Raw genomic sequence first — 17,225 nt, 5'->3', positions numbered from 1 at the left:
TGAGTTAAATTTATAGTTGTTCAGTAATGTGAGTAAATATTTTCTGAGCAATCTCTACAACTTGTTCATCAGACTTTTGTTCTATAATATTTATCAAGCCATTCAATACTATTTCTTTAATTTCATTTGATGGTTTGCTTAATCCACATAAAATATTTACTTTCATAGAGGATAAGTCTTGAGCTGCAATGTAAGGCAGTTCTTTTGTGTTTTGTACAAATTGCAGTAAATTTGTTGCTACTTCAGCAGAAACTTGCTCTTTAAATTTTCCATGCCCAAAAACCTCGGAAATGAGAATCTTAAGGCTGCTATTTTCAGCTTGATCATACATAGGATCAAGCAACATGTTACTAAGTGCTACAGAAGTCGTATTAGGTAGAGGCTGTTGCTTTGCAATAAGCGTTAAGCTTAAGACGGCTCTAGTTGAGACTCCTACATCTTCACTGAATAAATGTGGTTCAATGGCTTGTAAGACGTTTTCTGGTAGCACTTGTTTCTGAGCAGCTAATCCAAAAACAACTAGAGCTGCTTCTGTTATATCTGCTGGCACTTGTTGTGTAAGAGTATCAGCTACTGCTTGTATTGCTATTTCATCGAGTGCAAATTGTAGCTCATTTTCTAGTCTACTAGTTATTATTATTAGAGATTGTAGTTGCTCTTTAAAGAATATTTCGTTCTCTAAGGCCAACCCTTTTAATATTTTTCCCGCTACTTCTCCTACAGCGTTGTTTGGGTTGGTTTTAATACATTCTCTTAAAGTTTCAACTACTAAAGTATGTGATTCTGGTTCTCTAAGTTTTAGCGCAATAATCGCATTTTGTCTAACTGCTGGGTTGCTATTAGGATCTTTTGCGATTTTAGTTAAAGCGAATATTGTATCTGGTGATAATGTTGGTTTTCCTACTTTCTGTGCTACAAAAGCAAAAGTCATAGCGATAGGTTCGTGAAGTTCAGGATTAGCTAATGCAGTTCCTAAAGCTTCTAAGCCAGCTTTTGGTAGCACAGCTGTAGTATTTTTTGCGGCTATAACATAGGTGTAAATCGCTTCACGATTTGCAAAATGTTTACTTACAGTTTGCAATATTTCTGTAGGTAGTACCTGGCCTTTAGAAGCTGCAACTTTTAGAGTGTCTAGGGCGATATTTTCTGAATCCTCAGTTAACATTGGATCTTGAAGCACTACATTTAATGCATTAAAAGTGCTTGAAGCAATTTGGTGATCAGCATGTCTAACACCAGCACTAAGCAGCTGAAGACCAGAGCGTCTCATGAAAGCACCGACATTAAAACCTTCCTGATCTTGGTACTGCATTCCTATTGGACTATTGGTTAGCACTTCAGCATCGATGTTTAGATATTCACTAGGTAACTGCAATCTTTTTTCTATTATAGGTATATAATCAAGTGAAAAAGTTTTCTTTTGTTTAATTTCATCTATAATATTTTGGGTGTTTATAAGTCTATCCTTAAAACCTTGTATTCTTGGGTCTTCGTCTATTTGTTGCATTGCTTGAAATGCGCCACCGGTTTTCATTACAATCGGTTTAAAAACTTGCTGCTGTAAAGGTTTTTTCTGTTCTATTTTGCTAAATTTTGACTCTTCTTCATGTTGTTTTTGTATGATTTGTTGTGGAGAGTAAGTTAAGTTAACTGGTTTTTTTTCTTGAATTACTACTGATTGAGCAAATTGCTGAATTAGCACTACTTCATCAGGCATTTTCTCCGGTTGTTTTCCCTGCTGGCTTTTTGGCAGCATAGACAAAGCAGCATTTACCATTGTATTAGGTTTGTTAACTGGGGGTTGTTGGTCTTGTCCTTCACCTATTCTTTTCATATCAATCCTTATAATATTTGAATTAATTAACCTTATTTAACTATAATAGCATAATGTAATATATATAAGCAATAGATTTTTTAAATGACAATAATTATCTTATTATTAACTTTTTTGATAGGGAATTTTGAGGGTGTTCAATGAACTGTGTCAATTAAAGTAAGGCTCGTCATTGCGAGACCATGTTAGTGGTCAAAGCAATCCAGTCAATTTATTGACACGCCGAGTTTTTTCTGGATTGCTTCGCCTTCGGCTCAGCTCAGACGATTTGACACAGTTCATTGAACACTCTCGGAATTTTAGGTTTTATTAGAAAGATTGTACGGATTCTTTAATGTCACTACATAAAATGGAGAAATATCAATAGACCTCTTCGGAAACTTTACTCGGGGTAATTTTGTTGTCAAAATTTGTCTTCGCTCCGAAACAAACAAGAGTACGCTGCGGTGCTTGCCTTCGTTCTTCCTAAAAATTCCTCTCTTACATGCAGTTTCCGAAGAGATCTAATATTTTTATATATTTGCTTTTTTTTCCAAATATCGATATTTTAATTAAGTTAAAGCAGCGGTCAGTATTAGTATGTGGAAGAAAAATATGGCTAGTCGATACTTTCCTGAATTACTAATCTGATGTTAATTTATCTGGTGCTAGGTTTGATTCTGATATAGAAACGTCATAATTAGTATAAATCATTTAAATTTGGCTTAAGATGAGAAAGCTCTATCATTATCCCATATGTCCTTTATCGAGGCAGGTTAGAGTTTACTTAAAAGAGTTGGATATTACCTTTAATTTGATTAAGGAAGAATATTGGTGTCGTCGTCCTGAATTTATGAGCATTAATCCTGCTGGCGGACTGCCGGTATTAGCAGAATCTTTTGGGTTAGTGGTTGCAGGTATTTATCCTATTACTGAGTATTTATATGATAAATATCCAAATTTTGTTTTTATGGATGAGGATAGTGAAATTAAATGTGAAATTCGACGATTGCTTAACTGGTTTAATGATAAATTTTATCATGAGGTGACTAAAATTCTGATCGATGAAAAAGTGATCAGATTATTATCTCACTTAGGGGGGCCAAGAACAGAGAGATTACGAGCAATGAAGTTAAATCTCACTCATCACTTGAAGTATTTATCGAATTTATTGGAAAAGCAGGATTATGTAATAGCTGAACGTATTACTTGTGCTGATATTGCTGCTGCCTGTCATTTATCGGTAATTGATTATTTTGGTGAAATATACTGGGATCATTGGCCGGTAGTGCGTCATTGGTATGCTATTTTGAAATCTAGGCCAAGTTTTCGACCGTTGCTACAAGATCAGGTAGCTGGTTTTGTTCCGGCTGGTGGGTATGCAGACCTCGACTTCTAATTATACTCTATCACTCGGTGAAAATTGAGAATTACGTTGTCGTCATCAGAAACCTGCGGTGTTCGCGTATTAAAAGTATACGCTCCACTCCTCGGTTCTGTGACTCCTAGCACTTCTTCAATTTTGACCTTCGTCTATCTGTTCAGTAAAATTTACGAAGTATTGAAATTTACGGAGTTATATATGCCTTATTTAAAAATTCCTGGTTTTAGAAAATTGCCGCAGACTGGGGTGATTTATGTTATGCAACGAGCAACAGAAAAAGGTTGGAAAGCTGGAGATCCTTTGTGGTCCAATCTGGGGCAGGGTGCTCCTGAGGCTGGAATATTGGAAGATGCTCCCAAGAGAGTGGAAAATCTCAACATCCCTTTGCATTTGCATGAATATAGCCCAACTTCAGGTCAATTGGAATTACGACAAAAAGTTGCTGATTTGTATAACTATAGATATCGTCAGGGTAAATCGTCTCAATATACATGGGAAAATGTTAGTATATCTGGTGGTGGAAGGATTGCCTTAACGCGGATTGCTGCATCAATGGGTAGCATTAATATGGGGCATTTTATTCCAGATTATACCGCTTACGAAGAATTGCTCGGGGTATTCAAAGCCTTTGTCCCGATTCCAATTATTCAGGACGTAACCTGTGGTTATCAAGTGTCGTTAGAGCATATCAAGCAAGAAATTACTGGTCGTGGTTTGAGTGCGGTATTGTTAAGCAATCCATGCAACCCTACTGGTCAAGTTATAGCAGGTAATCAACTGCAGCAATTAGTAGAATTAGGCAGAGATTATAATTGCTCCTTAATTCTTGATGAATTTTATTCTCACTATATTTATACGGATATTAATAGTCAGTCTCCTACAATGATATCAGCAGCTAAATATGTTACGGATGTCAATACTGATCCAGTAATTATTATTGATGGACTTACAAAAAATTGGCGCTATCCAGGTTGGCGTATAAGCTGGACAGTCGCTCCTAAAGATGTAATTCAGGTAGTTACTAGTGCTGGTTCTTTTCTCGATGGTGGAGCAAATAATATGGTTCAACAACAAGCGCTTTCTTTGCTTGAGCCAGAATATGTCATCCAAGAGACTAAGGCGTTACAAAGTTGTTTTATCAAGAAACGTGATTATATGCTAAATAGATTAACCAAGATGGGTATTAAAGTAGAGAAAGAGCCGCAGGGAACATTTTATATCTGGGCTAATTTATCAGGGTTGCCGACGAAAATAGCTGATGGTTATAAGTTTTTTGAGGCTGGTCTAGAAGAAAAGGTGATTACGGTACCTGGTATATTTTTTGACGTTAATCCAGAAAAAAGGCGAACATATGCACGGTTTCATCAATATAGCCGTATTAGTTTTGGCCCCGCAATGGATGAGCTGACTCGTGGTCTTGATGCAATCGAGCGAGTAATTAAGCGGTATAAATAGTGGATAAGTTACTGACACTTCATATATGATATATAATACTTATGTGTATATGTCGTCTTATAGGCATATGTCATCCGAACACAAGGGTCCTCCGAACACTTAATCTCATCCCGAACTTGTTTCAGGATCTTATGATGTTCTGACAAGATCCCGAAACAAGTTCGGGATGACATTGTGTGTTCACGCGAGTTGCCAATTAAAATACTTTATTAAACACCAGAGAGGTCGGTTCCAGCCGTCTGAGCTGAGGCAGCGCAGCTGCCCGTGGCAATCCAGAAAATAATGATATTTAATGTAAAACTGGATTGTCACGGGAGCAAAGCTCCCTCAGCTCAGACGTAGAAACGGGAGTTTCTAGCAGTTTTAATTGGCAACTCGCGTTGTGTTCGGGGTGACCTTTGTGTTCTGGATAATAGCTATTTTAAAGTTAACGATTGATAACAGTTTTGATTCAGTTATTGAACAATTTTAATGATTCAGTAATGGTTTGTTTAACGATATATAAGAAACTGACTGATATTATACTGGTATTGACGATAATCACAGCTTTGATTGGATCAGAACAAGCAGCAAATTTAGCTAGAAAATCCGCTATTAAATTATATTCCATATATAGTAACTCCTTGGTAAAAGCACAAAAATTGGTGCCGGGAGCTGAAAACCATGCCATCAGTCATGTCCCTCTACTTTTATGCCAAAGGCACTATTATATGGTAAAGGGACTCCCAGCTTAAAGCTAAAGGAGTCCTAATAGTAGCGGCAGGATACCGCTGATGGTTGTGGTGGTTTTCAATCACCGGAAAATATATAATAACAATGGAGTAATAATAGTCAATTAAATAAAGTTTTGGGTCAATTGACTGTTGATTCGTTTGTATTTTTAGTGTACACTAAAAGTTTATTATATTTCTTGTAGTACCAATTTATCACTAATGCAGTTATTTATGCTATTTTTTAGAGTTGATTATTTGATGATTAATGGGTGTTGGCGTTGGCGCTGATAATCTGTTTTAGTTATTTGCAAATTTATCAATTTTGAATTACGGTATTAGGTCTATGTCTTACTTAAAACTTCTGTCTACTAAATATATTTTTCTTTTATTCTTTAATATCCTCATCTTCCCTAGTATCATACAAGCAGCTAATAAAAAAGTTGCGGTTATTGTTCCTCTAGAACATGAAGCAATGTCACAAATTGTGGCTGGCATCAGTGAATCTTTGCAAGGCAATGATAGTGAGCTTATTGTAAAAAATGCTCAAGGCGATGCTAATATCATGTCGGCATTAATTAGGCAACTGCAAGAGCAACAAGATATTGACATTATTATGCCTATTGGCACTACTGCCAGTCAAATGACTATAGCTCATATTAAAAATAAACCAATAATTTGTGTGGCTGCTGATTTAAAGCCATTGAATAATCCTAATGTTACCGGAGTAAATGATGAGATTCCGGTGACTGAATTTTTAATCAAATTACCGCCATTGCATAGAATAGCAGTGATTTATAGTGCTAGTGAAAAAGTAACACCGGAAATTGAGCTATTAAAAACTTTTGCGGAAGAAGAGGGTATTGATTTGCATTTGCTAATGATTCAAACATTGGCTGATTTACCATTAGCGCTAAAAAGCGCCGCTGCTGATGTTCAAGCATTTGTGATCTTAAAAGATCACTTAATAGTTAGTGGGATTAAGGGAATTGTGCAGGAAGCAAACAAACGTTTGATTCCGGTGATTGCGGCTGATGAGGGTTCGATTAAAGGTGGAGCCACCATTGCTGTAGGAGTAAGAGAGAAAGATATCGGGATAAAATCAGGCGTGATAGCAAAGGCTATTTTAGCTGGTGATAAACCAAGTAATATACCTTATCAGACTATAGATGATTTGGTGCTTTTCATTAATAAGAATGCGTTGTTGAAGCAGAATATCTTTTCTAAGGAAGAAATATCAATATTACAACTGCCTATGGTAGAATTTTGAGTAATATCAGTATCATTTCCTGGATTGCTTCGACTTCGTTTCACAATCTCGAACACATAATGTCATGAGAGTGTTCAATGAACTGTGTCAAGTCGTCATTGCGAGACCATTTATGGTCGAAGCAATCCAGTTAATATGCTATATGAGTTTTTTCTGGATTGCTTCGGCTACGCCTCGCAATGACGACTTGACACAGTTCAGCGAACGCTCTCGTCTTCGCTTATCCAATTTAGCAAAATCTGAGGATATATCATGACTCTGATTTTTGCGGCGCTCGAGCAGTCGCTATTATTTTTTCCGCTAATTTTAGGAATTTATTTAAGTTATCATATCTTGAATATCACTGATCTCAGTGTTGATGGCACTTATGTCTTAGGAGCGATGGTGTTTGCTAGGACTATTGATTTAGGGTTAATTCCAGCAATGATCTTTAGTATGATTGCTGGAGTTATAGTTGGTAATATAGTTGGTGTCATGCAGCGACATAACATGATCTCAGATCTAGTGGTCGGGATTCTGGCCAGCTTTATGCTATATTCGGTTAATCTGCAAGTATTAGGCAGACCGAATCTATCGGTGTTGGAGAAGCCCACGATTTTATCATTAACGCCATTTGAGCTTTGGTTAATACCATTAGCTTTCCTTGCTATTATTCTAGTCATATTATTTATTATACTGCTTAAAAGTAATTTTGGCCTCACTTTGAGAGCCTTTGGTTATAATCAGGGGTTATTGCGAGTGTTGGGTAAAGCGGTTGAGAATTACCGGTTGATTGGGTTATCTTTAAGTGGAGCATTGGCTGCTTTGTCCGGGGCATTAGCGGCGCAGGTAAATGGCTTTGCTGACATTAATATGGGTTTTGGTATTGCGTTGATATGTATTGGAGCTATTGTTATCGGGCGGCATTTGGTAATTAGGCAACAAATAAAGTTTTGCGTTGCTAAAGAAATGTTGGCTTGTTTTGTTGGTATATTTTTATACTGTCTTTGCTTAAGTTGCTTATTAAGAATAGGAGTAAATCCAGCCAATCTTAAATTGCTGTTAGGTATGGCATTATTTTTTGCTTTAAGGAAAGTTCGTGTGCCGAGTAAGAAATTATGAGTGCTCAAGTTTACGCAGAAAAGATCGCAATTGTAGCAAGCGATAGAGCAGCGCCGATTTTATTTGAGACTAGTATTACTATTTTACCGGAAGAATTTGTGATCATCCTTGGGCATAATGGTAGTGGTAAATCGAGTTTGATTAAAGTATTGTCAGGAGAGCGTATTCCAACCAGTGGGCAAGTATTTATTGGAGAACAGCTATTATCCAGCATGACTTTATCGCAAAAAGCCAAAGAGTTAATCACTGTTTCGCAAGTAGCTGCAGATCGGTTATTTGTAGAATTGACTTTAGCAGAAAATATTGATTTATGGGAAAGTCGATTTAGCGCTGCGGAGCGCTTAAATCATGCACAAATAATTGCATTAACCTCAAATCCCGAAAGATTTGGGCAATATCTACATCAACAAGTACGGACTTTATCTGGTGGTGAGAAACAGGCTTTGCTGTTGGCGTTAGTGCTTGCGCATCCGCCACGAATATTATTTTTGGATGAACCAACCTCAGCTTTAGACCCAAGGGCAGCGAGGGAGGTGATGCAATTTACCAGCAAAGCAATTGCCACCAATAAAATTACGACGTTAATGGTCACGCATCATTTAGAAGATGCTGTACATTATGGTGATAGATTGATAATCTTAGATGAAGGACATATCGTATTTGATCAAAAGAAAACTGCTAATTTATCTATAGAAGAGTTGAAGGAAATAATGTCAGCTGTAAGATCACGGAGTAATGATAATGCGTAAAGTAATGAAAATATTAACCGGTATTGGCACGGTTTGTGGTGAAGCTAATAATGGTTTGATTGATAAAAGTCGTGATTTTATTGAAGATAATTTATTGCGAGGAAAATATGTGTCGCGTGAGGAGTTTGAAGCATTGCAGCATATAGTATTGCAGTTGCAGGCGCAGTTGGCAGAAGTTAGTAAATCTAAATCATTAAATAGATAATAAATTTTTAATAGAAATCCTTGACTAGTATTTCTTTTCAGAGTAGCTTTGTTGTAATGATATATGTATTATAAATGGAGGATTTAATGAATAAAGATAATGGCTCACAATCAGCTACACAGTTTTTTGATACAATGAAATCTTTTATAAACCCGGAAGCCTTTTTAGGTAATATGAAGAATGTACCAACTATGGACTTCTCTTCATTTACAAATGGAGTAAAGAAGAATACCGAGATATTAACTACTGCAAATCAGTTGGCTTCAGATAGTGCGCAAGTCATGGTTAAACGTAGTGCTGAGGCGCTGCAGAATAGCGCTAGCGAAATGTTTAATACAGTTAAGGAGATGTTATCGGCTGAAAATATTGAGCAAGCGGCGGCATGTCAGCAACAATATATTAAATCAACCATCGAAAATTCAATGAATAATTCTAAAGAAATTATGGATATGATGTCGAAAGCTTCAATGGAGATTTTTCAATTGATGGGTAATAGTGTTTCGGAACATGTTGATCACGCATTTACTAAAAAATGTACGACCAAAGGTTAAGTTGTTTATGCAAGTGTTCACAAGTTTTTAAGTTTGAACGTTAGATATTGCTTAACAAGGCACCGTTCGCATAAGGGTGCGTCGTAACGAGCCTAAACATAGAGATGTCATCACGAGCTGATATATCCCCACGAATTTGAAGTGGCTAAAAAACACTCCAAAAGCCTGTCATTGCTTCCATGTGCGTAAGCACATGACGAAGCAATCCAGAAAAAATCATAACAGTGACACAGCTTTTACTGTGTTAATCTTTCTGGATTGCTTCGTCGCAACCTAAATACTACTCCTCGCAATGACGATATATAGCGCATTTCAGCACTTTCAAATTCGTGGGGATATATCAGATGGTGAGGAGCCGTTAGGCTCAAAGTGATCCAGAAATCATCTTTGAGTAATGGAAGGCGCGCCTTAAAAGACTGGATTGCTTTGATTTTTAATAAAATCTCAAACAAGACGACTTTTCTAAAAACCGTGAACACTAGACCTCTCTCACTTTATAGTTTTATGAGTAGAGAGTGTCATTCTCCCTATTTTAACTTCCTATCGATAATGCTCTCTTGTTCCCTTCTAGCACTTGTAAATGAATTTTTATAGTTTCTTTTGGCAAGATTGATTCGATAATTTCCGGCCATTCTATTAAACAAAGATTATTATACCAGGCTTCCTCGATTCCGAGCTCAAAAACTTCATCGCTATGCTTTAACCTATATAAATCAAAGTGATAGATAGTAAAGCCATCGCCACTGCCATTTATCTCGTGATTCATATTTTGATATGTTTGTAATAAATTAAAAGTAGGGCTGCTAACATTAGTTTGTGCTCCACAAAAATATCTGATAATCTCTCTGCATAAAAATGTTTTTCCACTACCTAAATCTCCAGAAAAAGTAACTATATTGCTCGCCTTAAGCGTAGTAGCAAAATTACCTGCCCATGCTGCTGATTCTGTTTCGTCTTGTAAGATATATTCTATCACTTAGGTGCGCTAGTTATCGTTGGTTAGTATAAGGTTGGTATAATAATTTGTTTGATGATGATATTCAAGTTTGATATTTTGTTTAACACTGTTTATGGAACCTAATTATCCCAGAACACGCAACGTCATCCCGAACTTGTTTCGGGATCTTGTGAAATTATGATGAGGTTCCGAAACGAGTTCGAGATGACGTTGCGTGTCGAGATTAATGTAACGCGAGTTGCCAATTAAAATTTTATTAGAATCATAGTTGATGACGCGGAAACGGGAGTTTCTCGCAATTTTAATTGGCAACTTGCGTTAATGTAGGGATGCGCACTGAGGGCGAGAAGTCAATCTAGTGAAGCAGTGACATTGCTGGTAGTTAATTTAGTTACGATGTTATTAACGACTGTGTGAAATAAATCACAATAATAAAAATGCCTATATAATCTTATCAATTTATTTAGACTTGTCTACTAGTGCCTTTTATACTGCGACCATGTCGTATATTCTAGGGTTTATTATATCTTGTTAATACTACATAACTAAGATTTTACGTTGATATTATTGTTGTTAATGCAGTTCATGAAAACTAATGTAGTTCAATTGTTGAGAGTTTTTTTGTATTGACTTTGAGGACAAATTTAGTAAAAGCGGTAAAAATCAAAATTAAGTAGTGGAAATAAAAATTAATTATTCTAGAATAAAATAAATTTAACGTTATCTCGATTTTTAAGTGATTGCGCTCTTTAGTTGTTGCAATTCGGGTGTGTTAAAGTAAGTTAACTAAATAGAGAATGTCATTGCGAGGCTTTGTCAGAGGCTGTGGCAATCCACAATCCAAGTGGATTACTTCGATCTCTAACAAAATCTCGCAATGACAAATGACCAAATAACAAATTTAGTAATTTACGCAACAATTCAACTTGATTGTAAAAATAATCGAACAAAATGACAAAACTTGAAATAACGTCAAACAAAATAAATTAACTTTAAATAGGAAGAAAGAATTATGGAAAAGAAACCAAAATTTCTTAAAAACTTACTAACTACCGCCTCAGCGATTGCAGTAATCGCTGGTGGTTTAAATAGCACAGCGTTGGGTGCTATTGCAACTGTCGGTGCTGACGCTATTATTATAAGTGGAACAAACAGCGGCGGTAATTTAAATAAAGCTTTTACTTCAGCTGCTGATAGTCTTCTATTGGGTGGGGCGTTTAATATTAGTACTGGAGGTAATATAGTATTTGTGGCTCCTGCTGTTGATGCCGGTGGTAATTTTGGACAAACTTTTACTATAGGACATGACGTTAATTTTGCGGGGCAAGACATTAATATGCACGTTACCGTGAATGCAGGAAATGTAATTGGCCTTAATGATGTTCTTGCTGGTGCTGCTCATGATGTTACCGTACATGGTGGTGCGTTGACGATGAATGATGCAGGTCATGATCTGAAGGTGAACGGTGGTACAGCAATAGCTAATAACGTGGCTAATGATGTTATCATAACCAATGGAGCAATTACGGCATTAAATGACGTAGCTCGTGATGTAACCATTACGGGAGCAGGTACAGTAGTCCAAGCTGGAACAGTAGGTAGAAATCTTTCTGTAGGAGGAGTTGGTGGTGGAGATACTGCTTTATATACAGGAGCATCGGATGTTACTGGTACAGTAGTGATTAATACCACTAATGCTGGTATTAACACTATTAGGGATGCAAATGGTGCAGTTACACTTACTAAAGGTAATTTGACTATGAGGAATACAGTAGGTGCTGTTGATGTTACTCTTGGTGCTACTGCTGGTGATTTGATTATAGGTAATGCAACTCAAGACGTAATTGTTGGTGGTGGTACAGTAACTCAAACTGGAACAATAGCTAGAAATCTTGCTGTGAATGGAGATGGATTATATAAAGGAGCAGCTGGAGCATCGAATGTTACTGGTACAGTAGTGATTAATACTACTAATGCTGGTATAAATACGCTTCAGGATGCAGCTGCGGTTACACTTACTAAAGGTAATTTGACTATGAGGAATACAGTAGGTGCTGTTGATGTTACTCTTGGTGCTACTGCTGGTGATTTGGTTATAGGTAACGCAACTCAAGACGTAATTGTTGGTGGTGGTACAGTAACTCAAACTGGAACAATAGCTAGAAATCTTGCTGTGAATGGAGCTGGATTATATAAAGGAGATGTAGCAGCATCGGATGTTACTGGTACAGTAGTGATTAATACTACTAATGCTGGTATAAATACGCTTCAGGATGCAGCTGCGGTTACACTTACTAAAGGTAATTTGACTATGAGGAATACAGTAGGTGCTGTTGATGTTACTCTTGGTGCTACTGCTGGTGATTTGGTTATAGGTAACGCAACTCAAGACGTAATTGTTGGTGGTGGTACAGTAACTCAAACTGGAACAATAGCTAGAAATCTTGCTGTGAATGGAGCTGGGTTATATAAAGGAGATGTAGCAGCATCGGATGTTACTGGTACAGTAGGGATCGATACCACTAATGTTGGTATTAACACGCTTCGAGATGCGGCTGCGGTTACACTTACTAAAGGTAATTTGACCATGCGAAATACAGTAGGTGCTGTTGATGTTACTCTTGGTGCTACTGCTGGTGATTTGGTTATAGGTAACGCAACTCAAGACGTAATTGTTGGTGGTGGTACAGTAACTCAAACTGGAACAATAGCTAGAAATCTTGCTGTGAATGGAGCTGGGTTATATAAAGGAGATGTAGCAGCATCGGATGTTACTGGTACAGTAGGGATCAATACTACTAATGTTGGTATTAACACGCTTCGAGATGCGGCTGCGGTTACACTTACTAAAGGTAATTTGACTATGAGGAATACAGTAGGTGCTGTTGATGTTACTCTTGGTGCTACTGCTGGTGATTTGATTATAGGTAATGCAACTCAAGACGTAATTGTTGGTGGTGGTACAGTAACTCAAACTGGAACAATAGCTAGAAATCTTGCTGTGAATGGAGATGGATTATATAAAGGAGCAGCTGGAGCATCGAATGTTACTGGTACAGTAGTGATTAATACTACTAATGCTGGTATAAATACGCTTCAGGATGCAGCTGCGGTTACACTTACTAAAGGTAATTTGACTATGAGGAATACAGTAGGTGCTGTTGATGTTACTCTTGGTGCTACTGCTGGTGATTTGGTTATAGGTAACGCAACTCAAGACGTAATTGTTGGTGGTGGTACAGTAACTCAAACTGGAACAATAGCTAGAAATCTTGCTGTGAATGGAGCTGGGTTATATAAAGGAGATGTAGCAGCATCGGATGTTACTGGTACAGTAGGGATCAATACTACTAATGTTGGTATGAACACTGTTCGTAATGTAGGTGCTACAACAGTTACTAAGGGAAATCTTACTGCTAATAATATCGGTGGTCTTTTAATTCTGAACTCTGTAGCTCCAACCACAACCAATATTACAGGAAATCTTACTGGTATAACTTTTACAACTGATAATACAGTTGCATTCACCAATGATGTAGCTCATACCATTACTGGTGCTGTTACTATTACGCCTGCAGTTGTAGCTGGTACGGGTACTATTGATGCAAGCGCAGTTACTGGTGGTAAGATATTAACAGTTAATGGTCAGATTGGTGATGTTGGTACTCCTAATAAAGCTTTGAAATTATTAAAAGCAGATGGAGGAGCTAATATCGTATTAACTGGTGGTACAGCTGCTATCAAGAAAATTGATATTGGTAAACAAGATTCATCTTTGACATTATCCAATGTTGGTAATTATAAAATCGAAGAATTTGCCCATGATAATGGTAAAGGTACTGTAATAGTTGCAGCTGCTGCTGGTGCTACAGTCTTGAAAGAAGGAACAGTATTAAGTAAAGCTGACAAAAAATTAAAAGAGATCCAGTTTACAGCTGTAGGAAGCGTCTTGACAGTAGAAAATGGAGTGAATCTATTTACAGTTGATGGCTTTAAAAACGTTGCTGTTGTTGGTCAAGGTAGTTTAACCTTTGTTGGATCTTCAGAAGTTAGTGGTGTTTTTGTTACTAAAATAGGTGATATCGACATTCAAGGTGGAGATACTAAAATTGTTAAGTTTAATGATCATGTAAAAGCTGGTGATATTACAATAGCTAATAAAGGTACAGTACAATTTGCTGGTAATGTTGATGCTGCTAATATAAAATCTAAGAATGCTGCTATAGCTGGCGCTGGTGAAGGAGTCGTTGAGTTTATCAATAACGCCAATATAAAAGTAGATGCACCAATTGGTGCTGCTGGTGCTAACCAAATAAAAACTGTTAAAATTTCAAATAAAGACGTTGAGTTTACTACTGCAGCTTTCGGAGCAGATGCATTAGCATTTACCAATAGTAAGGTTGCTTCTACAGTAAAATTAGCTGCTGGTGTTGATATTGGTACTGTTGCGATTTCTACTGTGTCGACTACTGAAAAGAACCATAATATACAAGTGTCAGGTAATCAAAACATCACTAAAGCCTTCGGTAGTAAAGCTAATCCATTTGGAAACTTAATCTTAGCTACTGATGACACTATTACAATTACTGCAGATTTCTTTGCTGTGGTAGATACTACAACAGCTGGAAAAGCTACAGTAATATTAAATAAGGATGGTTTAGTCATAGGTAAGCTGGGTGCAACTAATCAGTTGAAAAAGGCAACATTCCAAGAGAATGCTACAGTTGATGTTGTTAATGCTAAAGATACTGCTGTTGCAGATACTAAAACAGCCACCTTTACTGGTAGTATTTCAGGAGATAAGTTAACTCTTGGTACTACAGGTAGTGCGAACGCTATATTTACTGGTGCCAACTTAAAAGATGGACAAGCGGTAGTTACAGCTTTAGGTATTAGTGATAGCAATCTTACACTGCGGCTGTCTGAAATAAATGATATAAAGGCCTTGGATTCTATATTAGTAGATAGTGCAATTGTCACAGGTAAAGCTGCAAATAGTACAGCTACATTTAATAATAGTGTTACTGTTAATAAAGACATCGGTGAAAGCGGTAAAAATTTACAATTAGTAGATTTTAGTGCAAATAATGATGGGAAGAAGTTTGAAATATTAAATGCGAATATCTTTGCAGATAATACGAAATTTAATAAATCAACAGTAATAGTAGGATTACCTTCTACTACTCCTCAAACCAGAACTATTGGTAAGATCGAAGCAACTGATAGTACATTTATTTTATCAACCAATACTTTAAAAGTTACAGGTGCAACTGCTTCTACTGCTAGTGGTAATATCTCAGTTGTTACTGCATATGATGGAACAAATGTTGGTAATATAGTAATAGATGGTGCTGGTGCTAAGGTTGATTTTGCAAAAGCTACTGCTCCAACGATCACTCTCTATAATATGGTAGTGGGCAGAGTTGCTGCAGCTGGAAAAGAGTTTAAGTGGATTAGTACTGCTAATGGTGGAAGTGTGTCAGACCTTTCTAAATTTACATTAGTGATAGGAAATCCAAGTGATAATCCGTTTGTTAAGTGGAGTTTAGACAAAGATACCATTAAACAAACAGATAACACTAAAGAAGCTTTGACAACTATTGCTAAAGCTACTGGATTTGATTCAAGAAACATAGAAGCTTTTGCTAATCCAAACAACACTGGTGATGCAAAATCCTTCATAGATGATGTAGCTGTAATTAATACTAGTGATTCGAAGAAAGCTGGTGAAGCTATTGCAAGATTGCAGGATCCAATTAATACAGGTAATAAGGTAATAGGTGATACTAGTAATGAAGTTGTAAATGTACTTAGTTCTAAGTTAACTTCAATTGCTATAGGAGCTGGAGCCGGGTCTGCTCAACAATCACAATACACACAAGCTGAAGGATTAGGTGTTGCTGCTGGTGATGAAGGATTGGCTGCACGTTATGGTGCATGGGCTATGCCTTTCTATAGCCAAGCTACTCAGAAAATGAGAAAAGGCGTATCTGGTTATAAAGCTAAAACTACTGGTGGTATTGTTGGTTTTGATTGCCAAGCTAATGATCGTATGACTGTTGGAGCTGCTTTAACTATTCTCAGAACAGATGTAAAACATAAAAATATCAAAGCTGGTGATAAAACTAAAGTTGATATGATGATGTTCTCTGTATATGGCTTACAACAAATTGCTGATAATTGGTTTGTCCAAGGTGTAGCGTCATTTGGTTCAGGTAAAGTTAAAAATACTGAGAAGCGTATTACATCAACTACTAATCAAACAGCTGCCGGTAAGTACGATACTATGACTTATGGTGCTGAAGTATTAGGTGGATATAACTATCGTTTTGTTGACAATGCAACTGTTACACCAATGTTTGGTTTAGCTTATAATAAGTTCAATGATAATGGTTATAAAGAAACTGGTACTACTGTACAAAACTTGTCTATCAGTAAAAAGTCAAACGATAAGATTGAAGCAATTATTGGTGCAAGAGTAGCAATGAACACTGAAATGAGTGGTGTTGTTGTAACTCCAGAATTGCATGGCTTTATTAGACAAGATATGCGTGGTAAATCTGCCAAAATGGATATTAGATTAGATGGTATGCAAACTCCTTTGACTGCCAAATCTAATAAACCTGCTAAAACATTCTATAATCTTGGTTGTAGTTTAACTGCTAAAGCTGGGATGTTTGAGTATGGTGCAGGCTATGATGCACACTTAGCTAATAAGTATGTTGGTCACCAAGGTACTTTAAAAGTTCGTGTAAACTTCTAATTTCTACTCTCTATTCAGATGGCATAAACATTTTATGCCATCTGAAACTCTCTTAAATTCTCTCCTCATATATCATTTAAATTTTGTCAGCATTCACGAATTTTTAAGTTTGAACGTTAGTATATCATCATATAGCTAGAGACAGTTGGGTGGTAACAGTTAAATTTTAAGGTGGAAGGACTCTAGGTGAGCACAACCGAATCCTGTTTATTGTTACCTATAGTCAATTGATTAGAACTTAAGTGCGTTGTTGATCAAAGTTCACC

General features: G+C 36.8%; 11 protein-coding genes. 8 read left to right on the top strand and 3 right to left on the bottom strand.

The features are described 5' to 3' along the window. Window positions 1–10 precede the first annotated feature (10 nt). The gene (locus R2I74_RS03670; protein ID WP_316354038.1) at window positions 11–1,834 is read right to left on the bottom strand and encodes a HEAT repeat domain-containing protein; all 1,824 of its coding nucleotides are present in this window, start codon (window positions 1,832–1,834) and stop codon (window positions 11–13) included. A 709-nt stretch (window positions 1,835–2,543) separates the two neighbouring features. Between R2I74_RS03670 and R2I74_RS03665 the strand changes: the two genes are divergently transcribed. Continuing rightward, window positions 2,544–3,212, top strand: a complete 669-nt coding sequence (locus tag R2I74_RS03665) for a glutathione S-transferase family protein (protein ID WP_316354036.1) — start codon at window positions 2,544–2,546, stop codon at window positions 3,210–3,212. A gap of 183 nt (window positions 3,213–3,395) precedes the next feature. Beyond that, window positions 3,396–4,652, top strand: a complete 1,257-nt coding sequence (locus tag R2I74_RS03660) for a pyridoxal phosphate-dependent aminotransferase (RefSeq protein WP_316354034.1) — start codon at window positions 3,396–3,398, stop codon at window positions 4,650–4,652. A gap of 451 nt (window positions 4,653–5,103) precedes the next feature. On the opposite strand, the gene R2I74_RS03655 is transcribed toward R2I74_RS03660, so the two are convergent. Continuing rightward, window positions 5,104–5,322, bottom strand: coding sequence for a hypothetical protein (locus R2I74_RS03655; RefSeq protein WP_316354033.1), 219 nt, complete (start codon window positions 5,320–5,322; stop codon window positions 5,104–5,106). A gap of 386 nt (window positions 5,323–5,708) precedes the next feature. Here R2I74_RS03655 and R2I74_RS03650 point away from each other — a divergent pair, with 386 nt between their 5' ends. The 5 genes from R2I74_RS03650 (at window position 5,709) to R2I74_RS03630 (ending at window position 9,238) form a co-directional block, all read left to right on the top strand. Next, a complete protein-coding gene (locus R2I74_RS03650; protein WP_316354031.1) occupies window positions 5,709–6,632 on the top strand; it encodes an ABC transporter substrate binding protein in 924 nt (307 codons plus the stop codon). Window positions 6,633–6,884: 252 nt separating this feature from the next. After that, window positions 6,885–7,733, top strand: a complete 849-nt coding sequence (locus R2I74_RS03645) for an ABC transporter permease subunit (protein ID WP_316354030.1) — start codon at window positions 6,885–6,887, stop codon at window positions 7,731–7,733. Then, window positions 7,730–8,482, top strand: coding sequence for an ATP-binding cassette domain-containing protein (locus R2I74_RS03640; protein ID WP_316354029.1), 753 nt, complete (start codon window positions 7,730–7,732; stop codon window positions 8,480–8,482). The genes R2I74_RS03645 and R2I74_RS03640 overlap by 4 nt, the downstream gene beginning before the upstream one ends. After that, window positions 8,475–8,687 carry a hypothetical protein gene (locus R2I74_RS03635; RefSeq protein ID WP_316354027.1) on the top strand — a complete coding sequence of 71 codons (213 nt, stop codon included), beginning with the start codon at window positions 8,475–8,477 and terminating at the stop codon, window positions 8,685–8,687. The genes R2I74_RS03640 and R2I74_RS03635 overlap by 8 nt, the downstream gene beginning before the upstream one ends. Window positions 8,688–8,773: 86 nt before the next feature. Continuing rightward, window positions 8,774–9,238: a phasin family protein gene (locus R2I74_RS03630; RefSeq protein WP_316354026.1), complete on the top strand. Its 465-nt coding sequence runs from the start codon at window positions 8,774–8,776 to the stop codon at window positions 9,236–9,238. Between the two features lie 532 nt (window positions 9,239–9,770). On the opposite strand, the gene tsaE is transcribed toward R2I74_RS03630, so the two are convergent. Next, complete coding sequence (gene tsaE / locus R2I74_RS03625; RefSeq protein WP_316354025.1) at window positions 9,771–10,214, bottom strand: tRNA (adenosine(37)-N6)-threonylcarbamoyltransferase complex ATPase subunit type 1 TsaE; 444 nt, start codon at window positions 10,212–10,214, stop codon at window positions 9,771–9,773. 994 nt (window positions 10,215–11,208) lie between these two features. Here tsaE and R2I74_RS03620 point away from each other — a divergent pair. Further along, window positions 11,209–16,959, top strand: coding sequence for an autotransporter domain-containing protein (locus R2I74_RS03620; protein WP_316354024.1), 5,751 nt, complete (start codon window positions 11,209–11,211; stop codon window positions 16,957–16,959). Window positions 16,960–17,225 lie beyond the last annotated feature (266 nt).

Source organism: Candidatus Trichorickettsia mobilis (assembly GCF_963422225.1).
Taxonomy (GTDB): Bacteria; Pseudomonadota; Alphaproteobacteria; order Rickettsiales; family Rickettsiaceae; genus Trichorickettsia; species Trichorickettsia mobilis_B.
This window is presented reverse-complemented; position numbering and strand designations above follow the sequence as displayed.

Bases quoted from the DNA above. Each gene is read 5' to 3' on its own strand.
- R2I74_RS03650 (WP_316354031.1), top strand. From the start codon at position 5,709: ATGTCTTACTTAAAACTTCTGTCTACTAAATATATTTTTCTTTTATTC.
- R2I74_RS03640 (WP_316354029.1), top strand. From the start codon at position 7,730: ATGAGTGCTCAAGTTTACGCAGAAAAGATCGCAATTGTAGCAAGCGAT.
- R2I74_RS03620 (WP_316354024.1), top strand. From the start codon at position 11,209: ATGGAAAAGAAACCAAAATTTCTTAAAAACTTACTAACTACCGCCTCA.
- R2I74_RS03670 (WP_316354038.1), bottom strand. From the start codon at position 1,834: ATGAAAAGAATAGGTGAAGGACAAGACCAACAACCCCCAGTTAACAAA.
- R2I74_RS03645 (WP_316354030.1), top strand. From the start codon at position 6,885: ATGACTCTGATTTTTGCGGCGCTCGAGCAGTCGCTATTATTTTTTCCG.
- R2I74_RS03665 (WP_316354036.1), top strand. From the start codon at position 2,544: ATGAGAAAGCTCTATCATTATCCCATATGTCCTTTATCGAGGCAGGTT.
- R2I74_RS03655 (WP_316354033.1), bottom strand. From the start codon at position 5,322: ATGGCATGGTTTTCAGCTCCCGGCACCAATTTTTGTGCTTTTACCAAG.
- R2I74_RS03635 (WP_316354027.1), top strand. From the start codon at position 8,475: ATGCGTAAAGTAATGAAAATATTAACCGGTATTGGCACGGTTTGTGGT.
- R2I74_RS03630 (WP_316354026.1), top strand. From the start codon at position 8,774: ATGAATAAAGATAATGGCTCACAATCAGCTACACAGTTTTTTGATACA.
- R2I74_RS03660 (WP_316354034.1), top strand. From the start codon at position 3,396: ATGCCTTATTTAAAAATTCCTGGTTTTAGAAAATTGCCGCAGACTGGG.